This window comes from Mycolicibacterium vaccae NBRC 14118 = CIP 105934, assembly GCF_001552715.1.
GTDB lineage: Bacteria > Actinomycetota > Actinomycetes > Mycobacteriales > Mycobacteriaceae > Mycobacterium > Mycobacterium vaccae.
On sequence record NZ_BCRS01000034.1, the window covers coordinates 1 to 23,309 of the forward strand.

Annotated in this window: 30 protein-coding genes; 14 read left to right on the plus strand and 16 right to left on the minus strand. The window is 67.2% G+C overall.

The genetic code is table 11. The features are described from left to right. The first annotated feature begins 132 nt into the window (after positions 1-132). Genes MVA01S_RS09140 through MVA01S_RS09165 form a run of 6 tightly spaced genes read left to right on the plus strand, consistent with a single transcriptional unit; the run spans position 133 to position 4,649 of the window. Complete coding sequence (locus tag MVA01S_RS09140; RefSeq protein ID WP_051015272.1) at positions 133-1,278, plus strand: MCE family protein; 1,146 nt, start codon at positions 133-135, stop codon at positions 1,276-1,278. A 1-nt stretch (position 1,279) separates the two neighbouring features. Next, complete coding sequence (locus MVA01S_RS09145; protein WP_003930398.1) at positions 1,280-2,713, plus strand: MCE family protein; 1,434 nt, start codon at positions 1,280-1,282, stop codon at positions 2,711-2,713. Continuing rightward, a complete protein-coding gene (locus tag MVA01S_RS09150) occupies positions 2,677-3,219 on the plus strand; it encodes an Rv1363c family protein (protein WP_081529048.1) in 543 nt (180 codons plus the stop codon). The genes MVA01S_RS09145 and MVA01S_RS09150 overlap by 37 nt, the downstream gene beginning before the upstream one ends. Further along, complete coding sequence (locus tag MVA01S_RS09155; protein WP_003930396.1) at positions 3,216-3,791, plus strand: Rv1363c family protein; 576 nt, start codon at positions 3,216-3,218, stop codon at positions 3,789-3,791. Before MVA01S_RS09150 ends, MVA01S_RS09155 begins: the two co-directional genes overlap by 4 nt. Positions 3,792-3,808: 17 nt before the next feature. Beyond that, positions 3,809-4,165: a DUF732 domain-containing protein gene (locus MVA01S_RS09160; protein WP_003930395.1), complete on the plus strand. Its 357-nt coding sequence runs from the start codon at positions 3,809-3,811 to the stop codon at positions 4,163-4,165. A gap of 1 nt (position 4,166) precedes the next feature. Continuing rightward, entirely contained in the window at positions 4,167-4,649 is a 483-nt protein-coding gene (locus MVA01S_RS09165; protein ID WP_003930394.1) for a CAP domain-containing protein, read from the plus strand. Positions 4,650-4,673: 24 nt separating this feature from the next. Here the strand turns inward: MVA01S_RS09165 and MVA01S_RS09170 are convergent, their stop codons facing one another. Continuing rightward, complete coding sequence (locus tag MVA01S_RS09170) at positions 4,674-5,501, minus strand: SDR family NAD(P)-dependent oxidoreductase (RefSeq protein WP_003930393.1); 828 nt, start codon at positions 5,499-5,501, stop codon at positions 4,674-4,676. Between the two features lie 163 nt (positions 5,502-5,664). Between MVA01S_RS09170 and MVA01S_RS09175 the strand changes: the two genes are divergently transcribed. Together MVA01S_RS09175 and MVA01S_RS09180 are read left to right on the plus strand one after the other, a co-directional pair. Beyond that, positions 5,665-6,600, plus strand: a complete 936-nt coding sequence (locus MVA01S_RS09175) for an alpha/beta hydrolase (RefSeq protein ID WP_003930392.1) — start codon at positions 5,665-5,667, stop codon at positions 6,598-6,600. A 116-nt stretch (positions 6,601-6,716) separates the two neighbouring features. After that, positions 6,717-7,208 (plus strand): flavin reductase family protein, encoded by a 492-nt coding sequence (locus MVA01S_RS09180; RefSeq protein WP_003930391.1) that lies wholly within the window; start codon positions 6,717-6,719, stop codon positions 7,206-7,208. A gap of 49 nt (positions 7,209-7,257) precedes the next feature. Here the strand turns inward: MVA01S_RS09180 and MVA01S_RS09185 are convergent, their stop codons facing one another. The 14 genes from MVA01S_RS09185 to lmeA form a co-directional block, all read right to left on the minus strand. Next, positions 7,258-8,442: a TetR/AcrR family transcriptional regulator gene (locus MVA01S_RS09185; protein ID WP_003930390.1), complete on the minus strand. Its 1,185-nt coding sequence runs from the start codon at positions 8,440-8,442 to the stop codon at positions 7,258-7,260. A 124-nt stretch (positions 8,443-8,566) separates the two neighbouring features. Next, the gene (locus tag MVA01S_RS09190; RefSeq protein WP_003930389.1) at positions 8,567-8,983 is read right to left on the minus strand and encodes a MaoC family dehydratase; all 417 of its coding nucleotides are present in this window, start codon (positions 8,981-8,983) and stop codon (positions 8,567-8,569) included. Beyond that, positions 8,980-9,429 carry a MaoC family dehydratase N-terminal domain-containing protein gene (locus MVA01S_RS09195; protein WP_003930388.1) on the minus strand — a complete coding sequence of 150 codons (450 nt, stop codon included), beginning with the start codon at positions 9,427-9,429 and terminating at the stop codon, positions 8,980-8,982. Before MVA01S_RS09195 ends, MVA01S_RS09190 begins: the two co-directional genes overlap by 4 nt. After that, positions 9,426-10,616, minus strand: a complete 1,191-nt coding sequence (locus MVA01S_RS09200) for a lipid-transfer protein (protein WP_003930387.1) — start codon at positions 10,614-10,616, stop codon at positions 9,426-9,428. Before MVA01S_RS09200 ends, MVA01S_RS09195 begins: the two co-directional genes overlap by 4 nt. Before the next feature lie 171 nt (positions 10,617-10,787). After that, entirely contained in the window at positions 10,788-11,573 is a 786-nt protein-coding gene (locus MVA01S_RS09205; RefSeq protein WP_003930386.1) for an SDR family NAD(P)-dependent oxidoreductase, read from the minus strand. Between the two features lie 140 nt (positions 11,574-11,713). Continuing rightward, positions 11,714-11,974, minus strand: a complete 261-nt coding sequence (locus tag MVA01S_RS09210; protein WP_003930385.1) for a hypothetical protein — start codon at positions 11,972-11,974, stop codon at positions 11,714-11,716. Beyond that, positions 11,974-12,603 (minus strand): heme-binding beta-barrel domain-containing protein, encoded by a 630-nt coding sequence (locus MVA01S_RS09215; protein ID WP_003930384.1) that lies wholly within the window; start codon positions 12,601-12,603, stop codon positions 11,974-11,976. The genes MVA01S_RS09210 and MVA01S_RS09215 overlap by 1 nt, the downstream gene beginning before the upstream one ends. 179 nt (positions 12,604-12,782) lie before the next feature. Then, on the minus strand, positions 12,783-13,238 hold the full coding sequence (locus MVA01S_RS09220; RefSeq protein WP_237024236.1) for a DUF732 domain-containing protein: 456 nt from the start codon (positions 13,236-13,238) through the stop codon (positions 12,783-12,785). Between the two features lie 248 nt (positions 13,239-13,486). Then, on the minus strand, positions 13,487-13,789 hold the full coding sequence (locus tag MVA01S_RS09225; protein ID WP_003930381.1) for a DUF1416 domain-containing protein: 303 nt from the start codon (positions 13,787-13,789) through the stop codon (positions 13,487-13,489). 1 nt (position 13,790) lies between these two features. After that, positions 13,791-14,624 (minus strand): sulfurtransferase, encoded by an 834-nt coding sequence (locus tag MVA01S_RS09230; protein ID WP_003930380.1) that lies wholly within the window; start codon positions 14,622-14,624, stop codon positions 13,791-13,793. A 20-nt stretch (positions 14,625-14,644) separates the two neighbouring features. After that, entirely contained in the window at positions 14,645-15,139 is a 495-nt protein-coding gene (locus MVA01S_RS09235) for a DUF4395 domain-containing protein (RefSeq protein ID WP_003930379.1), read from the minus strand. Positions 15,140-15,227: 88 nt separating this feature from the next. Further along, positions 15,228-15,320: an Ms5788A family Cys-rich leader peptide gene (locus MVA01S_RS32350; protein ID WP_353961397.1), complete on the minus strand. Its 93-nt coding sequence runs from the start codon at positions 15,318-15,320 to the stop codon at positions 15,228-15,230. Positions 15,321-15,349: 29 nt separating this feature from the next. Beyond that, positions 15,350-15,781 (minus strand): thioredoxin family protein, encoded by a 432-nt coding sequence (locus tag MVA01S_RS09240; RefSeq protein WP_003930378.1) that lies wholly within the window; start codon positions 15,779-15,781, stop codon positions 15,350-15,352. Continuing rightward, positions 15,778-16,572 (minus strand): mannan chain length control protein LmeA, encoded by a 795-nt coding sequence (lmeA, locus tag MVA01S_RS09245; protein WP_003930377.1) that lies wholly within the window; start codon positions 16,570-16,572, stop codon positions 15,778-15,780. The genes MVA01S_RS09240 and lmeA overlap by 4 nt, the downstream gene beginning before the upstream one ends. A 178-nt stretch (positions 16,573-16,750) precedes the next feature. Here lmeA and MVA01S_RS09250 point away from each other — a divergent pair, with 178 nt between their 5' ends. From MVA01S_RS09250 to pstB, 6 genes are all read left to right on the plus strand, one after another. Then, a complete protein-coding gene (locus MVA01S_RS09250; protein ID WP_003930376.1) occupies positions 16,751-17,545 on the plus strand; it encodes a winged helix-turn-helix transcriptional regulator in 795 nt (264 codons plus the stop codon). Beyond that, complete coding sequence (gene mshD, locus MVA01S_RS09255) at positions 17,542-18,456, plus strand: mycothiol synthase (RefSeq protein WP_003930375.1); 915 nt, start codon at positions 17,542-17,544, stop codon at positions 18,454-18,456. The genes MVA01S_RS09250 and mshD overlap by 4 nt, the downstream gene beginning before the upstream one ends. Before the next feature lie 119 nt (positions 18,457-18,575). After that, complete coding sequence (gene pstS, locus MVA01S_RS09260) at positions 18,576-19,709, plus strand: phosphate ABC transporter substrate-binding protein PstS (RefSeq protein WP_003930374.1); 1,134 nt, start codon at positions 18,576-18,578, stop codon at positions 19,707-19,709. 47 nt (positions 19,710-19,756) lie between these two features. Next, the gene (gene pstC, locus MVA01S_RS09265) at positions 19,757-20,815 is read left to right on the plus strand and encodes a phosphate ABC transporter permease subunit PstC (protein WP_003930373.1); all 1,059 of its coding nucleotides are present in this window, start codon (positions 19,757-19,759) and stop codon (positions 20,813-20,815) included. Next, positions 20,812-21,729: a phosphate ABC transporter permease PstA gene (gene pstA / locus MVA01S_RS09270; protein WP_003930372.1), complete on the plus strand. Its 918-nt coding sequence runs from the start codon at positions 20,812-20,814 to the stop codon at positions 21,727-21,729. Before pstC ends, pstA begins: the two co-directional genes overlap by 4 nt. Positions 21,730-21,750: 21 nt before the next feature. Next, positions 21,751-22,527, plus strand: a complete 777-nt coding sequence (gene pstB, locus MVA01S_RS09275; RefSeq protein WP_003930371.1) for a phosphate ABC transporter ATP-binding protein PstB — start codon at positions 21,751-21,753, stop codon at positions 22,525-22,527. 69 nt (positions 22,528-22,596) lie between these two features. On the opposite strand, the gene phoU is transcribed toward pstB, so the two are convergent. After that, complete coding sequence (gene phoU, locus MVA01S_RS09280; protein ID WP_003930370.1) at positions 22,597-23,265, minus strand: phosphate signaling complex protein PhoU; 669 nt, start codon at positions 23,263-23,265, stop codon at positions 22,597-22,599. Positions 23,266-23,309: the final 44 nt, after the last annotated feature.

Here is a 23,309-nt window from a genome sequence, read left to right on the forward strand (position 1 = left end):
GCAGCCGCAGCCGCAGCCGCAGCCGCAGCCGCAGCCGGCGTCATCGCCCGCGCCATCACCGGCACCGGTCGCCGCCGCGGACCCCGCGGCCGGATTGCCCGGATTGCTGCTGCCCGGAACTGGGGGATGACGATGTCTGCTACCCGAGATGTGCGCCGAATAAGGCGCATCGCGGTCCTCGCCGTCACCGCGGCGACAGTGCTGACCGGCTGTGACTGGCGTGGGTTGAATTCACTGCCGATGCCCGGAACCGAAGGCGGCGGTGCCGATTCGTACGTGGTGCAGGCCCAACTGCCCGATATCGGAACCATCGAACCCAACTCGAGGGTGCGCGTCGGTGACGTCAATGTCGGCACGATCACCAGGATCGAACGGCAGGACTGGCATGCGCTGGTCACCATGCGGCTCAACGGCGACGTCGAGCTGCCTGCGAACACGACGGCCACCGTCGGCCAGACCAGCCTGCTGGGCTCGCTGCACGTCGAGCTTGCGCCACCCGTCGACGCCGCCCCGCACGGCAGGCTCGAGGACGGCTCCCTGATACCGCTGGACGCCGGGGCGGCTTACCCCAGCACCGATCAGACGCTTGCGGCATTGTCGTTGCTGCTCAACGGAGGTGGTGTCGGTCAGGTGCAGGACATCACCGCGGCCCTGGCCACGGCGTTCACGGGCCGGGAGAGCGAACTGCGCAGTCTGATCGAACAGACGGACCAGTTCGTCGGGCGGCTGAACACCCAGACCGACGACATCATCGCCGCGACGGACAGCTTCAACGGCCTGGTCGGGCAGCTCGCGGAGCAGAAACCGGTGCTGGACAACGCACTGCGGACCATCCCGGACGCGCTGCGGGTGCTCAGTGACAACCGCGAGGAACTGACCGACGCGGTCGACGGGTTCGGCAAGTTCAGTGCGCTGACCGCGGATGCGGTCAACCAGACCAAACAGAACCTGGTGGCTGAGATCAAGGCCATCGGCCCGGTGCTCAGCTCTCTCGCCGACGCGGGTCCGGACATGACGCGTTCGCTGAGCCTGTTGGCGACCTTCCCATGGCCGATCGAGAGCATCGACACGATCGTGCGCGGGGACTATCTCAACACCGACGTGATCTTCGACCTGACGCTGAGCCGGCTCGGGGACGGTCTGCTCAACGGCACACGATTCGAAGGGGACCTCACCGAGTTGGAGATGCAGTGGGGACGCACGATCGGTCAGCTGCCGAGCCCGTACACCGCCGGGAACCCGCTCGTCGCGCCCTACCAGTTCAACCAGGGGCCGTGACGTGCTGACCAGACGAATCAAGCTGCAGCTCGCCCTCTTTGCGGCCGTCGCGCTCGTCGCGAGCGGGGTGATGGCGTTCGGATACATCAAGGTGCCGGCGATGCTCGGGATCGGGCAGTACACGGTCGTCGTGCAACTCCCACAGGCCGCCGGTCTGTACCAGACCGCCAATGTCACCTACCGGGGCACCAGGGTGGGGCGGGTCGACGACGTCCGGTTGACCGACGACGGCGGGGTGGAGGCGGTGCTGTCGCTGGAATCGGGGACCGACATCCCGTCGGATCTCACCGCGGAAGTGCACAGCGCCTCGGCGATCGGTGAGCAGTACGTGGCGTTGGTTCCCCGAAGCGCCGACGCGTCACCGCTGAAGAACGGCGACGTGATTCCTGTCGACCGCGCGACGACGCCGCCGCCGATCAACGCGCTGCTCGACGCGGCGAACCGGGGAATCCAGGCGATCCCCGGCGACAACGTCAAGACCGTGGTCGACGAGAGCTACACGGCAGTCGGCCGGCTCGGCCCGGAACTGTCCCGCATCGTACAGGGATCCACGCAGTTGGCCTCCGATGCGCGGGCGAATCTCGATTCGCTCGTCACACTGATCGACAAAGCCAAGCCGCTGATGGATTCCCAGGCGCAGACCGCCGATTCGATCAATGCCTGGGCGTCGCATCTGGCCGACCTGACCGGCCAGGTCCGCGATGCCGACGCCGCTGTGGCGGGCCTGCTCGAACGCGGTGGGGACGCCGCCGAGGAAGGCCGTCAGCTCTTCGATCGACTGAAACCGACCCTGCCGGTGCTGCTGGCGAACCTGGTCAGCGTCGGCGAAGTCGCCGTCGTTTATCAGCCCGCGATCGAGCAGGTGCTGGTCCTGGAACCGCAACTGGTCGCCGGTCTGCAGGGCGCTCTGGTGGCCAACAAGGACTCCAAGCGCGCATCGCCCGGCTTGTATGTGAGCTTCAACCTGAATCTGAACTTGCCGCCGCCATGCACGACCGGGTTCCTGCCGGTAGACCAGCAACTGACCCCCAACGTCGAGACATCCGCAGATCTGCCGCCGGGTGACCTGTATTGCCGGATACCGCAGGATTCGTGGAATGTGGTGCGCGGCAACCGGAACTACCCGTGTCTGACCAGGCCGGGCAAGCGGGCGCCGACGGTGAAGATGTGTGAGAGCGACGAGGAGTACGTGCCGCTCAACGACGGGTTCAACTGGAAGGGCGATCCGAACGCGACACTGTCGGGCCAGGACATCCCGCAGCTGCCGCCGCCCGCGGCAGCGCCGCACCCCGCACCGATCGCGGTGGCCGAGTACGACCCGGCCACCGGTGAGTACGTGGCGCCCGACGGCAACATCTACACCCAGGCGGACCTGGCGCCGCAGACAGAAGGCAGGACATGGCAGAGCATGATGATTCCCCCGCCGGCGAGGTGACCGGCCCGACGGTGCCGCGCCGCCTTTCGGGGCTAGGGCGGGTTGCGGCACTGTGCGCGGTGGCGTTGGTGGCACTGGCCGGCGTCGGCGGCTGGATGGGCTATCGGCTGGTCGACGAACGCAGGGATGCGGCCCAGCAGAGCCGCTTCGTCGAGACCGCACGCCAAGGCGCGATCAACCTGACCACCATTCGTCACGAGACCGTCGACGAGGACATCAAGCGGATCCTGGACTCCTCGACCGGGGCATTCCACGACGACTTCCAGAAGCGGGCGGAGCCGTTCGCCGAGGTTGTCAGGCAGGCCCGGTCCACATCCGAAGGGTCCGTCACCTCGGCGGCCCTGGAGTCGCACGAGGGCGACAGCGCCCATGTGCTGGTCGTCATGTCGGTGCAGATGTCCAGTCACGAGGCGCCGGAACAGGTCCCGACGGTATGGCGGATGCGCATCGGCGTGCAGCAGAGCGGCGACGACGCCCGCGTGTCCGACGTGCAGTTCGTGTCATGACGCCGCGCATCGATGAGATCGGTGACGACACCGTGAGCGATCTCGAGCCTGCCGACAGCCCTCCGGCCGTGGTGGCGACACGTCACCCCGCAGTGGTCCGGGCGGTTGCGTACCTGGTCTTGCCGCTGATAGTCGTGGCAGCTGCGCTCGGTGTGGGATTCCTGAAATGGCAGGTCGATTCGGTGGCCGTGCCCTCGGGCGGCGGCGCCGCCGGACCTGTGGCGGCGGCTACCGAAGGCGTCGTGGCGATGCTGTCCTACCGACCCGACCGCGTGCGGGAGGATCTGACCGCCGCCGGCGAGCGTATGACCGGCGAGTTCCGCACGGAGTACACCACGTTGATCGACGACGTCGTCGCACCCGGGGCCGAGGAACAGCGGATCTCGGCGGTGGCCGCGGTTCCTGCGGCCGCGCTGGTGTCCGCAGACGGAGATCGGGCACGCGTGCTCGTCTACATCGACCAGACGACGACGGTGGGCGCCGAACCGCCGACCGACACCCGGTCCAGCGCGCACGTCGAGATGGAGAGGGTCGGAAACACATGGCTGATCGCAGGATTCGAACCCGTCTGACCCTCTCCGGCGCAGCGGTGGCGCTGAGTGTCGCGACGATCGCCGCGGTGGCGGGCCCAGCACCGACGGCCCGTGCGGATGAGGTCGCCTACCTGGTCAATGTCACGCTCGCGCCCGGCTACGACTTCGCCGGCGTCGACGCCGCGCTCGAATACGGGCACGGCATCTGTCGCAAGCTCGCCGATGGCCGGACCTACCCCGAGCTCATCGCCGACGTGCGGGCCGACTTCCGGACCGCCGATGACTATCAGGCTTCCTATCTGCTCGGGCAGGCGGCCAACGAACTGTGCCCGGAATGGATACCGGCGCTGCGTAACTCGGCTGCCGGATACCGTCCATCCTCTGACCACCACACCAGCGCCGAACGAGGTTGACATGTTTCAGATGACCTACCGACTCGCGACTGTCGTGGCACTCGTGGTTGCCGCGGGAGCCACGATGCCGACGGCAACGGCCGACAACCGTAGGTTCAACAGCAGCGTGGTCGAGAACGTGTACGCCATGCAGCGCCAAGCCGGCTGTGAGAACGAGCTGAACGTCAGTCCGGAGCTGCTGCTGGCCGCCGAATGGCACGCGCGTGACCTGATGGGCAACCGCAACCTGAATGCCGACATCGGCACGGACGGGTCCACTCCGCAACAGCGCGCCGAGGCCGCCGGCTTCCGGGGCGCGGTCGCGCAGACCGTGGCGATCCACCCCGCCCTGGCGATGAGCGGAATCGAGCTGATCAACCTCTGGTACCACAACCCCGTCTACCACGCGATCATGGCGGACTGCACTCACACGAAGATCGGCGTCTGGTCGGAGAACAGCCTGGACCGGACGGTGGTGGTCGCCGTGTACGGCCGACCGGACTGACGGTCGGCCGCACACGGCGCGGTGTCACTGCGAGGTCGCGGTCGCGGCGCCCAGGGCGTTCATGTCCGGCACGAACGGCTGATGGGCCAGCAGCCCGCCGTCGACGCGGATGGTCTCGCCATTGATGCCGCGGGAGTCGTCGGACGCCAGGAACGCGTAGACCTTGGCCAGGTCGTCGGGCCCGTTGAGGTCGCGCGCCGGCGTATGGCGGCGGTACACGTCCTTGATGGCCTCGGGGAGTTGCTGTGCCGGAGGTGTCGTGGTGGTGCCGGGACAGATGGCGTTGCAGCGCACGCCTTCGGCACCGTACTGGGTCGCGGTGTACTTGGTCAGCGCCAGCAGTGCGGCCTTGGTGGCGCCGTAGCCGGTCAGGCTGGTGTCGCCCGCGAAGGCGTGCGTGGAGGCGGTGTTGACGATCGAACCGCCGCCGGACAGCAGATGCGGCAGTGCGTGTTTGGTGGTGAGCAGGGCGCTGCGGAGGTTCACCGCCATCACGTCGTCCCACACCTCGATCGGCATGGTGGCGACATCGCCGTCGCCGGCGGGGAACACCCCGGCGATGTTGAACAGGACGTTGAGTCCGCCGAAGGTGGTGACGGCGGTGGCCACCAGGTCCCGGATCGCGGTCTCGTCGCGGAGGTCGACGTGGACGGCCGTCGCGATGTCGGGTCCGTACTTCTCGTTGAGTTGGTCGGCGAGCGCCGTCGCGCCCTCGATGTTGATGTCGGCGAGCACCACGCGTGCGCCTTCGGTCACCAGCCGGGTGGCAGCCGCGCCGCCGATGTTCAGTCCGCCCGGGTCCACGGTCGTTGCGCCGGTCACCAGCGCGATCTTGTCGGACAGTCGTGACATCTCATCCTCTTCCGGTCGGTCTACACGCTGCGATGCGCTTCGCGTGAAGGCTAACTTCACGAAGGAGGGCAGTCAATGAAGCTCTGACAAGTTAGAATGAGAATTGAGTTAGTTTCAATTCTTCTCATGTGCGCGATGTCAACGAGGACAGGTGGTGTGTGACATGGGTTTGTCGCTTGCTGACGAGGACTGGACGGACGCCGACGCCGATGCTCTCGAATATGCGGAGAAGGAGCTCGCGCGGGTTTTCGGGGACGGACGCCGTCCACTGCCTCTGATGCGCGAGAGCCTGGACGACATGATGACCTCCCAGGGGCTTGCCGACGGCGTCGTCGTCACCGAGATGTCCGCCGGGGGAGTCCCCGCACTCCGGGTCGACGCCGGTGCCGGTGACGACAGCGCGTGCGTCGTCTGGTTGCACGGCGGCGGCTATGTGATGGGGTCCGCGCACGGGTACCGGGGCGTCGCTGCCGCGGTTTCGACGGCGTGCGGTCATCCGGTCGTGGTGCCCGATTATCGCCGGGCGCCGGAGAATCCGTTCCCGGCACCTCTGGCCGACGCCGCTGCGGTGATGGGCTGGGCGGCCGAGACTTTCGGCGATCGCTGGGTGCTTGCCGGTGATTCGGCGGGCGGCGGTCTGACGGTCGCCTCGATGATCCGCGCGCGTGACGAGCGGACGCCGCTTCCGGCCGCGGCCGTGCTGGTCTCCCCGCTGGCCGATTTCACCGCTTCCGGCGAGAGTTTCGACGTGCACGCGGACACGGACGTGGCCATCTCCCGCCGTTCGGTGAAAGCGCTGGCCGTTGCCTATCTGGCCGGCCACGACCCGCGGGATCCGCTCGTGTCACCGGTATTCGGTCAGTTCGATCGGCTGCCGGAGACCCTCATTCTGGCCAGCGATCGTGAAGTACTGCTCGACGACGCGAAGACTCTGCACTACGGCATGGTGCGGGACGGGTCGCGCTCGACGCTGTCTGTCTATGCCGGGGTGTGTCACGCATGGACCATGTTCGCGTCGTCGATGCCACGCGCCGCACGCGCGGTCGATGAGATCGCCGGGTTCGTCGTCGGCGCCATCGCTGCCGCTGACGCCGTGTGACCGCTCAATGTGCGACCGAGGAACTCCGCAAGCGGATCACATGGTCGTCCATCCCTCGATGTTAATTGCGATTATGTACGATCGAGTTCGACAGGGAATCAAGTGAGGAGGCCGACATGGCCGTGACAGACATCGAGTCGCTCAGGGACGCTTTCCGGGACGCCATGGCGTCGGTGTGCACACCCGTGGCTGTCATCACGGCGATGGACGGACAGCGTCCGCACGGCACCACCGTCAGTGCCTTTGCGTCCCTGTCGATGTCGCCACCGTCGTTGCTCGTGAGTCTCGACCGGGGCTCTGACCTGCTGGCGATCATCCGGTCGGCGGGCAGCTTCGGTGTCAATGTACTCGGGCACGACCAATCGCCCCTCGCAGCCTGTTTCGCCCGCAAGGGGCGGGATAAGTTCGCAGACGTCGAATGGTCACTGGCCGGTGGCGTGCCGCGTCTGACCGGTGCCGCGGGCTGGTTCGCGTGCGACGTGGCCCAGGCCGTCGAGGCGGCCGACCACGTCGTCGTCATCGGTGAGGTGCGGGTGGTCGAAAGTCGTTCCACCGCACCGCTGACCTACCACGACAGGACATTCGGGACTCACCAGATCCTGGGTTGAGCCACCCGGCGCCGACACCCCGGGCTCGGTGTACGGGTGCTGCGGGTGTCTAAGCCGCGAGCACGGCGGTGACCAGGCGGTGCAGTTCGTTGGCGATGCCGGGGCGGCTGCGCATGCTCTGCGTCTGCGTGATGTCGGTGACGAGCCCGATCGCCGCCTGCGCCAGGAGGCGCGCGTACGGGGCCGACAACTCGGGACGTACCCCGATGATCGCGGCGACCCACTCGTCGATGTACTCGCGCTCACTCATCCGGATCGCCTCCTGGGCCTTCTCCGGGAGGTAGATGAGATCTGCGGCCAGAATGGCCAGGATCGGTTGATGAGGGCCGAGCGCCAGCTCGATCAGGGTGCAGGCGATGACGTCGACGGCTTCCTGCGGGGTGGTCGCCGAGGGCAGCCGGTGATTGGTGACGTAGTGCAGACCCTCGGCGCCGCGGTTGAGGACCGCCGCGAGCAGCTCGGCCTTGCCGTTGAAGTACTGGTAGAACGTCGCAATCGCGGTCTCGGACTCTGCGGCGATCTCTTCGATGCCGACCGCGTGGTAGCTCTGCGCGTGGAAGAGGCGGGTGGCGGTGGCCAGGATGCGTTCCCGACGGCCCGGGGGACGTCGCTGGGTGGGTGCCGGAAGTCTGGAATCCGTTGTCGAGCCGTCGATATCGCACTGTAAGACGCCCTGGGCGGCTGCCTGCAGGAGCCGCTTGGCGGCGGCGTCCTCGAGTCGTTTACGCGCGGGGCCGACGCTGGAGTAGATCCCCAACACGCTCCATGCGCGCAATTCGGCGTCGCTGGAGGGTTGTTCACCGTCACTGATCCCCAGCGCCTGCGCCGTCAGTCGCAGGAGGTCGTTGAGCTTCCCCCGGAACTGGTTCTGCTCATCCTCGGAGAGTTGCCGGCGTTCGCGCTTCCACAGCAGAACCTCTTCACGATCGAGCACCAGATCGGCCAGTTCGGACAGGAACATCGCGGCGCGCTCGTCGGGCTCGAGCCCCGACTCGACCGCATGCATGGCCACCGCTTCGACCGCAGCGAGTTGCTCGGAGATCGCCTGCGCCAGAATGTCGTGCTTCTTGCGGAAGTGCCGGTACAGCGCAGGGCCGGTGAGTCCCACGGCCGAGGCGACATCGTCCATGCTCACGTTGTGGTAGCCGCGTTCGGTGAACAGACGGGCGGCGGCCTGGGACAACTGCAACTTGCGTACCGAACTGCGCGCGTGCTGGCGAACGGGTTGCGCCACGTCGGCGTTCCTCCCTTTAGCCGCCGTCGGGCGGATGCGCGGTCCTGGAAGAGTGAACCATGATTATAGTTCACTCTTCCAGGGCGTGCTGGTACCGCGGCGGTGACCGGGTGGCGCGCTGCGGTCAGGAGATCGCGACGACCGCCTCACCGCTGAGTGTGACCGTTCCGTCGGCGAGGGTGATCTTCACATCGACGGTGGCCCGTTTCTCCCCGTCGACCTCTTCGACGCTCGTCACCGTGCCACTGCATGTCGGTTGCGCGAGAACCGGGGTGATGGCGGTGAAACGGGTGCTCAACGCGCGCAGACGTGACTGGGGGACCCACGAGGTGACCAACCGGCCCAGGTAGGCCATCGACAGCATGCCGTGGGCGAAGACGTCTTCGAAACCTGCGGCCTTCGCTGCGTCGATGTCGATGTGGATCGGGTTGTGATCCCCGGAAGCGCCGGCGAACAGGGCCAAGGTGGTTCGCGAGATCGGAGCCACCTCCAGCGGAGGCAGTTCGGTTCCGGCCTGGATCTGGCTGGTATCGGTGCTCACGACGGCGCTCCATTCCTGATGACGGACACGCTTTCCATCTCGGCGACCAGGTCGTCACCGGCGGTCAGCTGCGAACGGCGCACGAGAAACTCCAGGGCGCCGTTGCGTTTCGAGTAGTAGTCGGTGAATTCCGCGCGCAGGGACAAGGTGTCCCCGGCGTGCACGTCACGGTGATAGGTGAAGCGCTGTTCGCCGTGCAGCACTGCCGACAGGTCCACGCCATGAGCGGCGAGGACGCCGAGAGTGTCGGAATGCTCCAGGTCCAGCCCGAAGACGAACGTCGGCGGGGCCAGCAGATCCGGATGGCCCGCGGCCCGGGCCGCGTCGACGTCGAAGTAGACCGGGTCGGTTTCGCCGATCGCCTTGGCGAACATGGCGACCCGGCCGCGTTCGACCTCGACCGTGCTCTCCGGCCACTGATAGCCCTTGAGGGACTCTGCGCTCATCGGGATGTCCTTTCATACAGGGTGACCACGCAGGCCCCACCGAGGCCGAGGTTGTGCTGCAGTGCGAGCTGAGCGCCCTCCACCTGACGGTCGCCGGCCTGGCCGCGCAATTGCCAGACCAGTTCGGCGCATTGCGCCAGACCGGTCGCTCCGAGCGGGTGTCCCTTGGACAGCAGGCCGCCGGAGGGATTGGTGACCACGCGTCCGCCGTAGGTGTTGTCCCCGTCGAGGATGAACTTCTCGGCAGTGCCCTCGGGGGTCAGACCGAGTCCTTCGTAGGTGATCAGCTCGTTGGTGGTGAAGCAGTCGTGCAACTCGACGACGGGAATGTCCTCGGGCCCGATGCCGGCCGCCTCGTAGACGTCGGCGGCGGCCTTGGCCGTCATGTCATAGCCCACGACCCGTCGCATGTCGTCGCCGTCGAAGGCGCCGGGCAGATCGGTGACCAGCGACTGCGCCCGGATGCGCACTGTGTCATCGATCCCGTGCGCACGGGCGAACTCCTCGCTGCACACCACGGCGGCGGCTGCGCCGCAGGTGGGGGGACAACACTGCAAGCGGGTCAGCGGGCCCCAGATCGTCGGGGAGGACATGACTTCGTCCAGCGTGACCGGGTCACGGAACACGGCGAACGGATTGCGGGCCGCGTGCTGGCGGGCCTTCACCGAAATACGGCCGAAGGTCTCGGGTTTGGTGCCGAAACGCTCCATGTGCGCCACGCCGGCGCCACCGAACAGCTGTGCGGCCATCGGGGCTGACGGGTCGGCGCCGGGGCGGCTGGACGCGACTTCTTCGAACTTGCCGGTAGAGCTCGGGCGGTCGTCCCACACCGCGGCGAGCGCGCCCGGGCGCATCTGCTCGAAGCCGAGTGCGAGTACGCATTCGGCCGCTCCCGACGCCACCGCCTGGCGGGCCAGCCACAGCGCCGACGAACCGGTCGAGCAGTTGTTGTTGACGTTGAGTACCGGAATTCCCGACAGGCCAAGGTGATACAGGGCCGCCTGGCCGGACGTCGAGTCCCCGTAGACGTAGCCGACGTAAGCCTGTTGCACGGTCTGGTAGTCCAGCCCGGAATCTGTGAGTGCCGCGCGAGCCGCCTCGGCGCCCATCTCCTGATAGTTCCGACTCTTACTCGGCTTGGCGAACGGGGTCATGCCGACCCCCGCCACGCATACAGTGCGCTGCATCTCCACCCTCATGTTCGAGACAACTAGAATGAAAACTAACTATATGAACAGTATCGGGGGAATCGCAACTACTGCTGACCGGATACGGCTGATATCGCGGATAACCTGGAGGCCGGTTGCGGGCGGCAGGAAGCCCCGGCCAGAGTGTGGCCGGGGGTGAGGGGTCGGGCGTCAGGCCGGGGAGCTCGCCTGCGTGGCTCGCGCAAAGTGGGCGTGCACATTGGGGTAGCGCATCATGTGCGCGCCGCCGTTGATGTCCAGTACCTCACCGGTAACCCATTGTGCTCCAGCGAGATACAGAACAGCATCGGCGATCTCAGTAGGAGTTCCGGGTCGCCCGAGGGGTACGTTCTCCACGTACTCGCGCTCGACGCCGGGAACCTCGAGCGCTCCGGAGGTCAGCGGCGTCCGGACCAGACCCGGGGCGATCGCATTCACCCGGATGCCGCGGGCCCCGAGCTCTAGAGCCGCGACCTGGGTGAGCATCGAGAGGCCGGCCTTGGCCGAGCAATAGGCGGCCATGCCGACGGCAGGTTGGCGGGCATTCAGCGAGCTCAGGGAGATGATGGCACCGCCGTCCGCGAGGTGCCGTCCGGCGTACTGGATGACGAGGAAGGCGCCTGTGAGGCAGACGTCGACCACCCGGCGGAACTTGGCCACCGGCAGTTCGGTGACCAGGCCCAGCGCCGTGATGCCCGCACAGTTGACGGCTACCTCGAAGCGATCTGTCCGACCCTGCAACGACTCGAAGAACGTTGCGACACTTGCCTCGTCGGAGACATCCACGTCTGCGGCGGCATGGCCTTCGCCGGCGAGTTGCGGGAGCAGCGACTTCGCAGCGTCGAGGTTCCGGTCACCGATGACGACCGCGTATCCGTGACTGGCCATTTCGCGGCAGATCTCCGCGCCGATACCCGAGGCGCCTCCGATGACAACGGCGTATGAGTTCTGAGGCATCGATCGCTCCCTCTGTCTGTCAACTGATTCAGCGCCACACGACCCGCGCGGGAACTGCCGTGAAGTCGGCGAAGCTACCGGTACGGCAATTGATTGTGAATTACTGTTCTACCACAGAGGTGGAGAGTGGTGAGCGCCGTTCAGTTGGCGGGGCCGGGTGCCAGCGACGAGCACTCCGCCATCGCCAGTTCCCACGCGGCCGTGTCCACCCCGGGAGGCGGCTCGGACACCGGACCGGGCACCGCGGGCACCCCGTGCTGCCCCAGGCAGTACGCGAACGAGCCGTGGCCGACGCTGGGCACCGCCGAACTCGGCGTCGAGGGGGCGGGGGACTCCGCGGGCGTCGCGCAGCCGGCCACCGCACCTGCGGTGGCGAGCATGACGACGACGAGGCGGAGCACTAGCCGGCGAACCTGGCCAGTCGCGCGGACAGATGGGGAACCAGGCCGCCGTCGGCGTCCACGCGCTCCTCCACGTACGCCAGGTCGCCGCCGTCGATGATCCCGTAGAGCCGCTTGGCGCCGCCGACCAGCATGCCGGACTTGCTACGGGCCAGCGCGTCGGTGACCAGCTCCCAGGAGGACTGGTTCAGCGGGCGGCCGTAGAACAACTCGATGTAGCCGGCGGAGTGCGCCAGCAGCAGTTCGATCGCCTGCGACTCGCCGGGATCGCCGGGATCGGAGACGAACCGCCAGAAGCCGGACTCACGCAGACCGGGCCGGTCGTACTCGCCGTCGTCGTCCAGCCGCCACGAGCGCGCCTCCCAGTTGAGGTAGTCGCCGCCGTCATGGGAAACGACGATCTGCTGACCGAAGCGGTAGTCGCCGTGCGCACCACGGCCCTCGCCCTCACCGCGCCACACGCCCACCAGGGGCAGCAGGGCCAGCAGCGAGTCGTCCAGATCGGCGCCCTGGCGCAGGTTGGCGGTATCGGCGGGCACCGGAAGGTCGCCGAACGCCGGGATGTTCCGCGCGGCGGTCACCCTGGCCCGTTCGGCGGCCGCTGCGACCGCGTCGTCGCCGGAAGTCATGTCGCTGTCCGCGTGCGCGGAATCACGACTCGTCGGTGACGAGGCGATACACCGCGTACAGCGCGAACCACGTGATCACCACAACGGCCGCGACGAGAAGAAGTTCGAAGAAGAGCACCACGCCGAAAAGTTTAACCGCCGCACGAAAACAACTCTCGGCGGCCGGTCAGGTGCGACGGTCAGCTGACCTTCCATTCGTACTCAGGGCAGAATGCGCCGGTAGCGGCGCCGATGAAGTAGCCGGCCTGGTAGTCCGACCAATCGGTGACGCTGGTCAGATCGGCGACTTCCTGCTCGAAGGACGCGCCAGTGTCCCAGTCCTGGCAGACTGCGCGGCCGGTCTCGATCACCTGGGGGGTCTTGTCCGACGGCCACGTGATGCCACCGCCGGAGATCACGTTGAGGAAGTCGTCCTCAGGTGCCGCGAGTGCCGCGGGTGCGCCGATCAGGGCAACTGCAGCGAAAGCCGCCGAGGCGGCACAGGCGATCGTGATCTTCATGGTCGGTCCTATGCGGTTGTGCGCGGCGGTCGCCAGAATCGACTTGCGACGTGCCGCGTGTGCGGTTTGACCGCGCCGGCAGCGTGGCTCTGACGGTATTTTCGCCGACAACAGCAAATCGTGCAGCGTTTTCACAGCAGATGAGCTACTGCGCAACCGGACGTGCGTGAGGACTCGACCCGTCTGGCCGGGCGCCGATACCGCGGCGCCCGGCCAGGTGGGACTGCAAACTGCCTGACTCCGTCAGGCGGGGCCAGATTTCCTGACTCCGTCAGGCGGGGCCGAACTGCCTGACTCCGTCAGGCGGGGCCGAACTGCCTGACTCCGTCAGGCGGGGCCAGATTTCCTGACTCCGTCAGGCGGGGCCAGATTTCCTGACTCCGTCAGGCGACCTTGACGTCGACCTCGTGGATCCCCGCACCCGACGGCGCGACACTGGCGTCGCCGTTGCCGACCGGTGACAGCGCACGCAGGTGCCAGGTGCCGGGGGCGGCGAAGAACCGGAAGTCACCGGTGGCCGACGCGACGACCTCGGCGGTGAACTCGTCCGAGCTGTCCAGCAGACGCACGAACGCGCCGCCGACCGCCTGACCGGAACCGTCGACGACACGGCCGGTGATGACCGTCTCCTTCTCCAGGTCAACGCCCGCGGGCAACGTCAGTCCTTGCTTGGGTGCAGAGCACATATCAACTTCCCAACTCGATCGGGGCTCCCACCAGGGAACCGTATTCGCACCAACTACCGTCATAGTTCTTGACGTTCTTGTGACCCAGCAGCTCCCGCAGCACGAACCAGGTGTGCGACGAACGCTCACCGATGCGGCAGTACGCGATGACGTCCTTGGACCCGTCCAGGCCCGCGTCGCCGTACAGCTTGGCCAGTTCCTCGTCGGACTTGAAGGTGCCGTCTTCGTTCGCAGCCTTGCTCCAGGGCACGTTGATCGCCGTGGGGACGTGGCCGGGACGCTGGCTCTGCTCCTGCGGGAGGTGCGCCGGGGCCAGGATCTTGCCCGAGAACTCATCAGGGGAGCGCACGTCGACCAGGTTCTTGGTGCCGATCGCGGCAATGACCTCGTCGCGGAACGCGCGGATGCTGAGGTCGGGCTCCTTGGCCGAGTAGCTGGTCTGCGGCCGGCTCACCGGGTCCTTGGACAGCGGGCGGGCATCGAGCTCCCACTTCTTGCGGCCGCCGTCGATCAGCTTGACGTTCTCGTGGCCGTACAGCTTGAAGTACCAGTACGCGTACGCGGCGAACCAGTTGTTGTTGCCGCCGTACAGGATCACGGTGTCGTCGTTGGAGACGCCGCGCTCGGAGAGCAGCTTCGAGAACTGCGCGGCGTCGACGAAGTCGCGCCTGACCGGATCCTGCAGGTCCTTTTTCCAGTCGAGCCGGATGGCGCCCGGGATGTGACCGGTGTCGTAGGCGCTGGTGTCCTCGTCGACCTCGACGAACACGGTGTTCGGCGCGTCGAGATTGCTCTCGGCCCAGTCGGTGGAGACCAGGACGTCGGAGCGTGCCATGTGGTGGATCCTTTCGATTGCTATCGGGTGGGGGTCAAGCGCGTGAGGAGGGGATAGAGCTGACAGCCCAGACAGATACCGAAGGCTGCGTTGAGCAGTGCTGCCACGAGTGCCAAGCCCGTGGCGACCAAACCCAGCGGCACGAGGCCACTGGCGAAACCGAGGGTGCCGACGGCGGTGAAGACGAATCCGACCAGCTGCGCGAACCTCAGCGGGGCGACCGGTTCGCGTTCGGTCGGCGCCGCCAACCGCGGGGCGACCAGCGCAGCGAAGAGCACGCCGTAGGGGTGCCGGTGCGGACCCAGGAGGGCTCCGACGGCGAACACGGCAGTCTGCGCGGCCAGGATGACTGCGGCCACGGCCCCGCTTCGGGTCGACACGAGCAGCGCGACGACCAGGACAGCGGTGGTGACCCATGCGACGAACCGCGGGCCACGCACATCGACGACGCCGGGGGCGGACACGCCCGCCGCGGTGTTCGATGTTGTGAAGTTCGATGTTGTGAAGTTCGACATGGTGGTGCTCCTGTTGTCTGGAAAGGCTGGATGCGGCAGACCCGACGGGGCCGGCGCAGAGCGCGGCGCGAAAGGAGGGCGCGGCTACTCAGCAGCTATGACAACAACAGCAACAACCCGCGACGCGGCACAGATCGACTGCGCGGCGCTTGGTGAGCAGAAGCTCAAGGCGGGCTGACACGGCTGTCAGCTTACCCAACGACGGGGTGATCAGGCCAACAGCTCCTGCAGGGCTGCCCGCAGGTCAGCGGCGGTCGGTACGCCCGAGCTCCGATAGCGCTGCCTGCCGTCGGCGTCGAAGATGAACGTCGTCGGCAGCGACAGCACCGAAAGCTTGCGCCCCGCCTCCGGTTTGGCGTCCAGGTCGATCTCCACATGCGACACCGCGGGCAGGTCCGCGCACACCTGCTCGACGACCCGGCGCACCCCCGCACACGGTCCGCACCACACTGCGCTGAAGTGCAGGACCGTCGGCCCGGACCGCGACAGCTCCAGTTCCTCGATGTCGGCATCGTCGAGGGCGGGCCACTGCGCGGCGCCCTGCTTCAATCCGGCGCGCAGCGTCAACAGCCTGCCGATCACGAAGGCCAGTCCGAACGCGGCGACCAGCACCGCGACGACGGCGATCCAGGAGGCGCTCACGACAGTCGGAACTCGTCGAGGTCCACGATTACTCCCTCGGCGATGCCTTCGATGATGACGTCGGACCCGCGCGCGCCCTGGGTCGTCGGGGCGACACCGAACGGCAGCTTCTGTCCGGGCAGCGTCGTCGAGAACGCCGCCAGCACCGCACGCAGCTTGTCATCGGGGACGGCCTGATCGGCGGTGCCCGGCTCGGTGAGCACACCGGTCGCGGTCACCACGAGCGTCGTCGACTCCGGTCCGGTGACCGACAGGTCGACCGCGATGCTGACCCGCTCGTCGAACCCCGCCTTGTCCGGGGTGCCGGTGAACACGACACCGCGATTGCTGGATATCCCCGACTCGGTGGTGCCCCCGGTGGAGTCCTCGGTCTCCCGGGTCGGGGCCTCGATCAGGAGGTCCGGTATGCCCATGTAGCGACCCATGTGGGTGGAGTCGATGATGATCCGGCTCTCCAGCTTCTCGACCGTGAGGGTGGCGCCGGGTTGGACGAGCCACGAGTCGCCGAGCCCGACGGAGTGCATGGTGGCTTCCAGGGACGCCTTACCCACGACCCCGTGATCTACACCACTGGCCTTGATCTCCACCTCGTCATAGTGGTGGCGCTGCGCCTGGGGGATGAACGGAAATCCCAGGATCGCCACCGACGGATCCCAGTCGAGGTCCGCGGAGCTGCGAACGCTCCTGGCCAGGCGGTATTCGGCGTAGATGGCGGCGCCGAAGTCGGTGCCGACCATCCCGAGGGCGACGACGACGAGGGTGGCGAGGGCACTGATCACGAGCTTGCGCACTCGGTCATTGTTGCCGACGCGATCGCAGAGCACGGTTCCGCGCGGCTTACCGGCAGGTAGCGCGCTATCGTTAGATAGCTATCGGCTGGGTAACAGCCGTGTGTCAGCCATGAATCTGGAATATCACCACGCGACATCGTTGTCCGGGAGAGCGCTCCACAGCGGTTGGAGGGGTCAGTTGGATCTTTTGCTACTGACGGTTGACCCGCGTCCCGAGTCGGTTCTGCCCTCGCTGTCCCTGCTGGCGCACACCGTGCGAACCGCGCCGACCGAGGTCTCGTCGTTGCTCGAAGCGGGAACCGCCGATGTGGCGATCGTCGACGCGCGCACGGATCTGGCGGCCGCTCGCGGCCTGTGCCGTCTGCTGGGCACCACGGGCACATCGGTGCCGGTCGTCGCGGTGGTCAACGAGGGCGGCCTGGTCGCCGTCAACGTCGAATGGGGCCTCGACGAGATACTGCTGCCCAGTACCGGGCCCGCAGAGATCGACGCCCGGCTGCGGCTGCTGGTGGGCCGCCGGGGTGGCGTGGCCAGCCAGGAGAACGTCGGCAAGATCAGTCTTGGTGAGCTCGTCATCGACGAGGGCACGTACACCGCGCGGTTGCGCGGCCGCCCGCTCGACCTCACCTACAAGGAATTCGAGCTGCTGAAATACCTCGCGCAGCACGCCGGACGGGTCTTCACCCGCGCACAGTTGCTGCAGGAGGTGTGGGGCTACGACTTCTTCGGCGGCACCCGCACCGTCGACGTCCACGTGCGACGGCTGCGCGCGAAACTGGGTCCCGAGTACGAATCGCTGATCGGCACGGTCCGCAACGTCGGCTACAAGGCCGTCCGTCCTGCGCGGGGACGCGCCCCCGCCGCCGACGTCCCCGACGATCTCGACGGCGAGGACCCTTACGACGACGGGATCGGGGCGCTGACGCCCGACGAGCTGCCGGAAGCGCTCGGTGACGCGCTGCGCAGTCAGTGACGGCGCCATCGGTCGGTTGGCAGGACACCCTGTCCGAATCCGATCAACAACACATCCGCGACCTGGTCGCAGACGCCACCGCGCAGGACTCGATCGCGCCCGTCGGTGATCAGGTGCTGCGCGAACTGGGCGGGCAGCGCACCCGGCACCTGGTGGCCGTCGCTGACGGCCGGCTCCGCGGCTATCTGAACCTCACGTCGCAGAGCGAGGACACCCCGCCGATGGGCGAACTCGTCGTCCACCCCGATGCCCGGCGCCGCGGCATCGGCACGCAGATGATCCGCGCCGCGCTGGACGCAGGTGGTCCCGACACCCGGCTGTGGGCTCACGGCAACCTCGCCCCGGCGCGGGCCACCGCGCACGCCCTGAATCTGGTTCCGGTCCGGGAATTGCTGCAGATGCGGCGATCCCTGCGGGACCTGCCGCCGGTGCCGCAGGCCCCGGGGGTGCACGTCGCCACGTACTCCGGACCGCAAGACGATGCCGAGGTGCTGCGGGTCAACAACGCGGCGTTCTCCTGGCACCCCGAGCAGGGGGGCTGGACCGTCGACGACATCGCCGCGCGCCGCGACGAACCGTGGTTCGACCCGGCCGGCTTCTTCCTCGCTTTCGACGAGACCGACCGGCGCTTACTCGGATTCCATTGGACCAAAACACATTCCGCGACTCTGGGAGAGGTGTACGTGGTCGGCGTCGACCCGGCCGCGCAGGGCCGGGGACTAGGCGGCGTGCTCACGTTGATCGGCATGCATCACCTGGCCGAACGGTTGCTGCGCCCCGGCGGATCCGCCGAGGTGATGCTGTATGTGGAGGCGGACAACACCGCCGCGGTGAAGACCTACCGTCGGCTGGGTTTCGAGGTGGCCAACACCGACGTGGCCTACGCGCCGGCCGCACCCGCCGACCTGTGAGATCACCGAACCTGTTCACTCTTCGTTAACCCACCATCCCCGGTCCGTCCACTCCGGCCGCATACGTTGCCGGAGAGTTCGGAGCCGTTTCTGGGCACCCCAACAGGAAAGTGGGATCAGTGAAGCTGAACATCTTCGGCAGGACGTTTGGTACGACCGTCTCGGTCGCAGCAATCGCCGCGTTGACGCTCGCCGGCTGTGGCAGCGACAACAATGTGCCGGCGGGATCCTCGAATGCCGGTGTTGCCGCTGGCTCCGCCGCCGACTGCGCGGGCAAGAACTCGGTGACCGCCGAGGGGTCTACCGCCCAACAGAACGCGATCGCCCTGTTCAACCAGGTGTGGTCCCAGAAATGCCAGGGCAAGAACCTGTCCTACAACCCGACCGGTTCCGGCGCGGGCCGCGAGCAGTTCGTCGCCGGCAACGTCGACGTCGCCGGTTCGGACTCGGTGATCAAGGACGAGCAGGCCGCCCAGGCCGCGAAGCGGTGCGGCGGCAACCCGGTATGGAACCTGCCGCTGGTGTTCGGCCCGATCGCGATGGCCTACAACCTCGAAGGCGTCGACGGTCTGGTGCTCGACGGCGACACGCTGGCCAAGATCTTCCAGGGGCAGATCACCGCCTGGAACGACCCCGCCATCACCGCGCTCAACGACGGAAAGGCCTTGCCGGACAGCAAGATCACCCCCATCTTCCGCTCCGACTCGTCCGGCACCACCGACAACTTCCAGAAGTACCTGGAAGCCGCTTCGGGCGGCGCGTGGGCCAAGGGTGACGGCAGCGAGTTCCAGGGCGGCGCCGGTGAGGGCGCCCAGAAGTCGGCCGGTGTCGCGCAGGCGGTGCAGTCCACCCCCGGCGCCATCGGTTACGTCGAGAAGGGCTTCGCCGATCAGGCCGGCATCCCCTACGCCCAGATCGACAACGGCGGCGGCCCGGTGGCGTTGACCGACGAGTCCGCGGGCAAGGCGATCGACGCGGCCCAGTTCGCCGCCGAGGGCAACGATCTGGCGCTGGACCTGGGCTCGCTGTACGGCACCCAGGAGCCCGGCGCGTACCCGCTGGTGCTGGCCACCTACGAAATCGTGTGCTCCAACGGCTACGACGCCGAGACCGCCGACGCGGTGAAGTCGTTCCTGACCGTCGCGGCCAACGACGGCCAGGCGGATCTGTCGGCAGCCGGCTATGTGCCTCTGCCGGAGAAGTTCAAAGAGCGACTGCTGACCTCGATCGAGGCCATCGGGTCAACCGCCTAGGTTATTGGCGCAACTGCCGGGCAGCGGCGAGGATGGGTTCTGACCGAATGACCGACAAGCTCGATGGGCTCTCATTGACAACGCCGAATCCGTCGGACGCGGGGTCGGGGGAGGCCTTGGCCGCCCCCTTCCCCGAGCCGACCCCGATATCGACCGATCCGTCCAGGAACGCCAAAGAGCGTGTCGGGGACCGCATCTTCCGCACCCTGGCCGAGGGTTCGGGTGTCCTGATCGTCGCCATCATCGCCGCGATCGGCATCTTCCTGCTGTGGCGTGCCGTGCCGGCGCTGGCCCGCAACGAGGAGAACTTCTTCCTCTTCGGCGGCAACTGGGTGACCACCGACACCTCGGCGATGCATTTCGGCATTCTCGACCTGCTCCAGGTCACAGTGTTCGTGTCCGTCTTCGCGTTGCTGCTGGCGATGCCGGTGGCGCTGGGCATCGCGATCTACCAGACCAATTACGCGCCGAAACGGATTGCGGGCCCGCTGGCCTACATGGTGGATCTGCTGGCCGCGGTGCCGTCGATCATCTACGGCGTGTGGGGGCTGTACGTGCTGGCGCCGGTGATCAAACCGTTCGCGGTCTGGCTCAACGAGAACCTCGGCTGGTTCTTCCTGTTCGCCACCGGAACCGCGTCGGTGGCCGGCGGCGGCACGATCTTCACCGCCGGCATCGTGTTGGCGGTGATGATCCTGCCGATCATCACTGCGGTCACCCGTGAGGTGTTCGTCCAGACGCCGCGGGGGCAGATCGAGGCCGCGCTGGCACTGGGCGCCACCCGCTGGGAGGTGGTGCGTACCACGGTGCTGCCGTTCGGCATGTCGGGCTACATCAGCGGCGCGATGCTGGGGCTCGGCCGTGCCCTGGGTGAGACGATCGCGCTGCTGATCATTCTGCGCGGCACCCAGCAGGTCTTCGGCTGGTCCCTGTTCGACGGCGGATACACCTTTGCGAGCAAGATCGCTTCCGCCGCTTCGGAATTCAACGACCAATACAAGGCCGGGGCCTACATCGCCGCGGGTCTGGTGCTGTTCATCCTGACCTTCGTGGTCAACTCGCTGGCCCGCGCCGCGGTCTCCGGAAAGGACAGGTCCGCCTCATGACCTCCGCAACGCTGGACCAGCCGGTCAAGGCGCCGACGTTCCAGGGCGTCAGCACGCGCCGCAAGCTGACCGACCACCTCGCGACCGTCCTGGTCACCGCCTCGGTGGTGGTGGCGATCGTGCCGCTGGTGTGGGTGCTCTACACCGTGGTGTCGAAGGGAATCGGCGCGGTCACGTCGAGCACCTGGTGGATGAACTCGCAGTCGGGCATGACGGCGTTCGCCGCAGGCGGCGGCGCCTACCACGCCATCGTCGGTTCGCTGCTGCAGGCCGCCGTCTGCGCGGTGATCTCGATCCCCGTCGGGGTGTTCGTCGGCATCTATCTGGTCGAGTACGGCGGGGGCAGCCGGATGGGCAAGGTGACGACCTTCATGGTCGACATCCTCACCGGTGTGCCGTCGATCGTGGCCGCGCTGTTCATCTACGCGCTGTGGGTGGCGACGTTCGGGTTCCAGCGATCCGGCTTCGCCGTGTCGCTGGCCTTGGTGCTGTTGATGATCCCGGTGATCGTGCGCTCCACCGAGGAGATGCTGCGGATCGTGCCGATGGACCTGCGTGAGGCCAGCTACGCGCTCGGCGTCCCGAAGTGGAAGACGATCGCCAAGATCGTCGTGCCGACCGCACTGTCGGGCATCGTGACCGGGATCCTGTTGTCACTGGCCAGGGTGATGGGCGAGACGGCGCCGTTGCTGATCCTGGTGGGCTACTCGCAAGCCATCAACTTCGACATGTTCAGCGGTTTCATGGGCTCACTGCCCGGCATGATGTACGACCAGACCTCTGCGGGCGCCGGCGCCAATCCGGTCCCCACCGACCGGCTGTGGGGTGCGGCGTTCACCCTCGTCGTGCTCATCGCCGCGCTGAACATCGGCGCCCGCTTCCTCGCAAAATTCTTCGCCCCTAAAAAGGTGTGAGCAGGTTTAGGAGAAACCCTCATGGCCAAACGTCTCGACCTCAAGGACGTCAACATCTACTACGGTGCGTTCCACGCGGTGGCGGGTGTGTCGCTGTCGGTGGAGCCGCGCAGTGTCACCGCGTTCATCGGTCCCTCGGGCTGCGGCAAGTCGACCGTGCTGCGCACGCTCAACCGCATGCACGAGGTCATTCCCGGCGCCCGGGTGGAAGGTTCGGTGCTGCTCGACGGTGAGGACATCTACGGCGCCGGCGTCGATCCGGTCGGTGTGCGCAAGACCATCGGCATGGTGTTCCAGCGCCCGAATCCCTTCCCCACCATGTCGATTCGCGACAACGTGGTGGCCGGGCTGAAACTGCAGGGCGTGCGGAACAAGAAGGCCCTCGATGAGGTCGCCGAGCGTTCCCTCAAGGGCGCCAATCTGTGGAACGAGGTCAAGGACAGGCTGGACAAGCCCGGCGGCGGGCTGTCGGGCGGTCAGCAGCAGCGGCTGTGTATCGCCCGGGCCATCGCGGTGCAGCCCGACGTGCTGTTGATGGACGAACCGTGCTCGGCGCTCGACCCGATCTCCACGCTGGCGATCGAGGACCTGATCTCCCAGCTCAAACAGGACTTCACGATCGTCATCGTCACGCACAACATGCAGCAGGCCGCGCGGGTCAGCGACCAGACGGCGTTCTTCAACCTGGAGGCCACCGGCAAACCGGGCAAGCTGATCGAGATCGACGACACCGAGAAGATCTTCTCGAACCCCACCAAGAAAGCCACCGAGGACTACATCTCGGGGCGGTTCGGCTAGCCGGCGCTCGAAGCCCGATACGGAAATCACCCCATCTCAGCGCAGATGGGGTGATTCCGTGTCAGCACGTCAGCGCGAGGCCGGCAGTTCCTCTTCGTCGCCGGTGCGGCCGGTGACCTGGAAGATCACCCGCCGGGCCACCTCCACGGCGTGGTCGGCGAAGCGCTCATAGAAACGCCCGAGCAGCGTCACGTCGACAGCGGCGGCCACCCCGTGCTTCCACTCGCGGTCCATCAGCACCGTGAACAGGTGGCGGTGCAGGTCGTCCATCGCGTCGTCCTCTTCGCGGATCCGGGCGGCCTTCTCCGGATCCCGGGTGCGCAGCACCTCCTGGGCGCTGTTGCCGAGCTCGACGGCGACCCGGCCCATCTCGGCGAAGTAGCCGTTGACCTCTTCGGGAAGAGCGTGCTGGGGATGGCGGCGGCGGGCGATCTTGGCGACGTGCAGGGCCAGCGCGCCCATCCGGTCGACGTCGGCGACGATCTGGATGGAGCTCACGATCGCCCGCAGGTCTCCCGCAACGGGGGCCTGCAGCGCCAGGATGACGAAGGCCTCCTCCTCGGCGCGGACGCTGAGCGCGGCGATCTGTGCGTGGTCGGTGATCACCTGTTCGGCCAGCGCCAGATCAGCCTGGAGCAGCGCCTGGGTGGCTCGCTCCATGGCGGCCCCGGCAAGCTCGCACATGTCGCCGAGCCTGTTCGACAGGGCCTCCAACTGCTCGTGGTACGCGGTACGCATGGATAAACCCTACCGGGGCCGTTCAACCGCAGTCACGAGCTGGC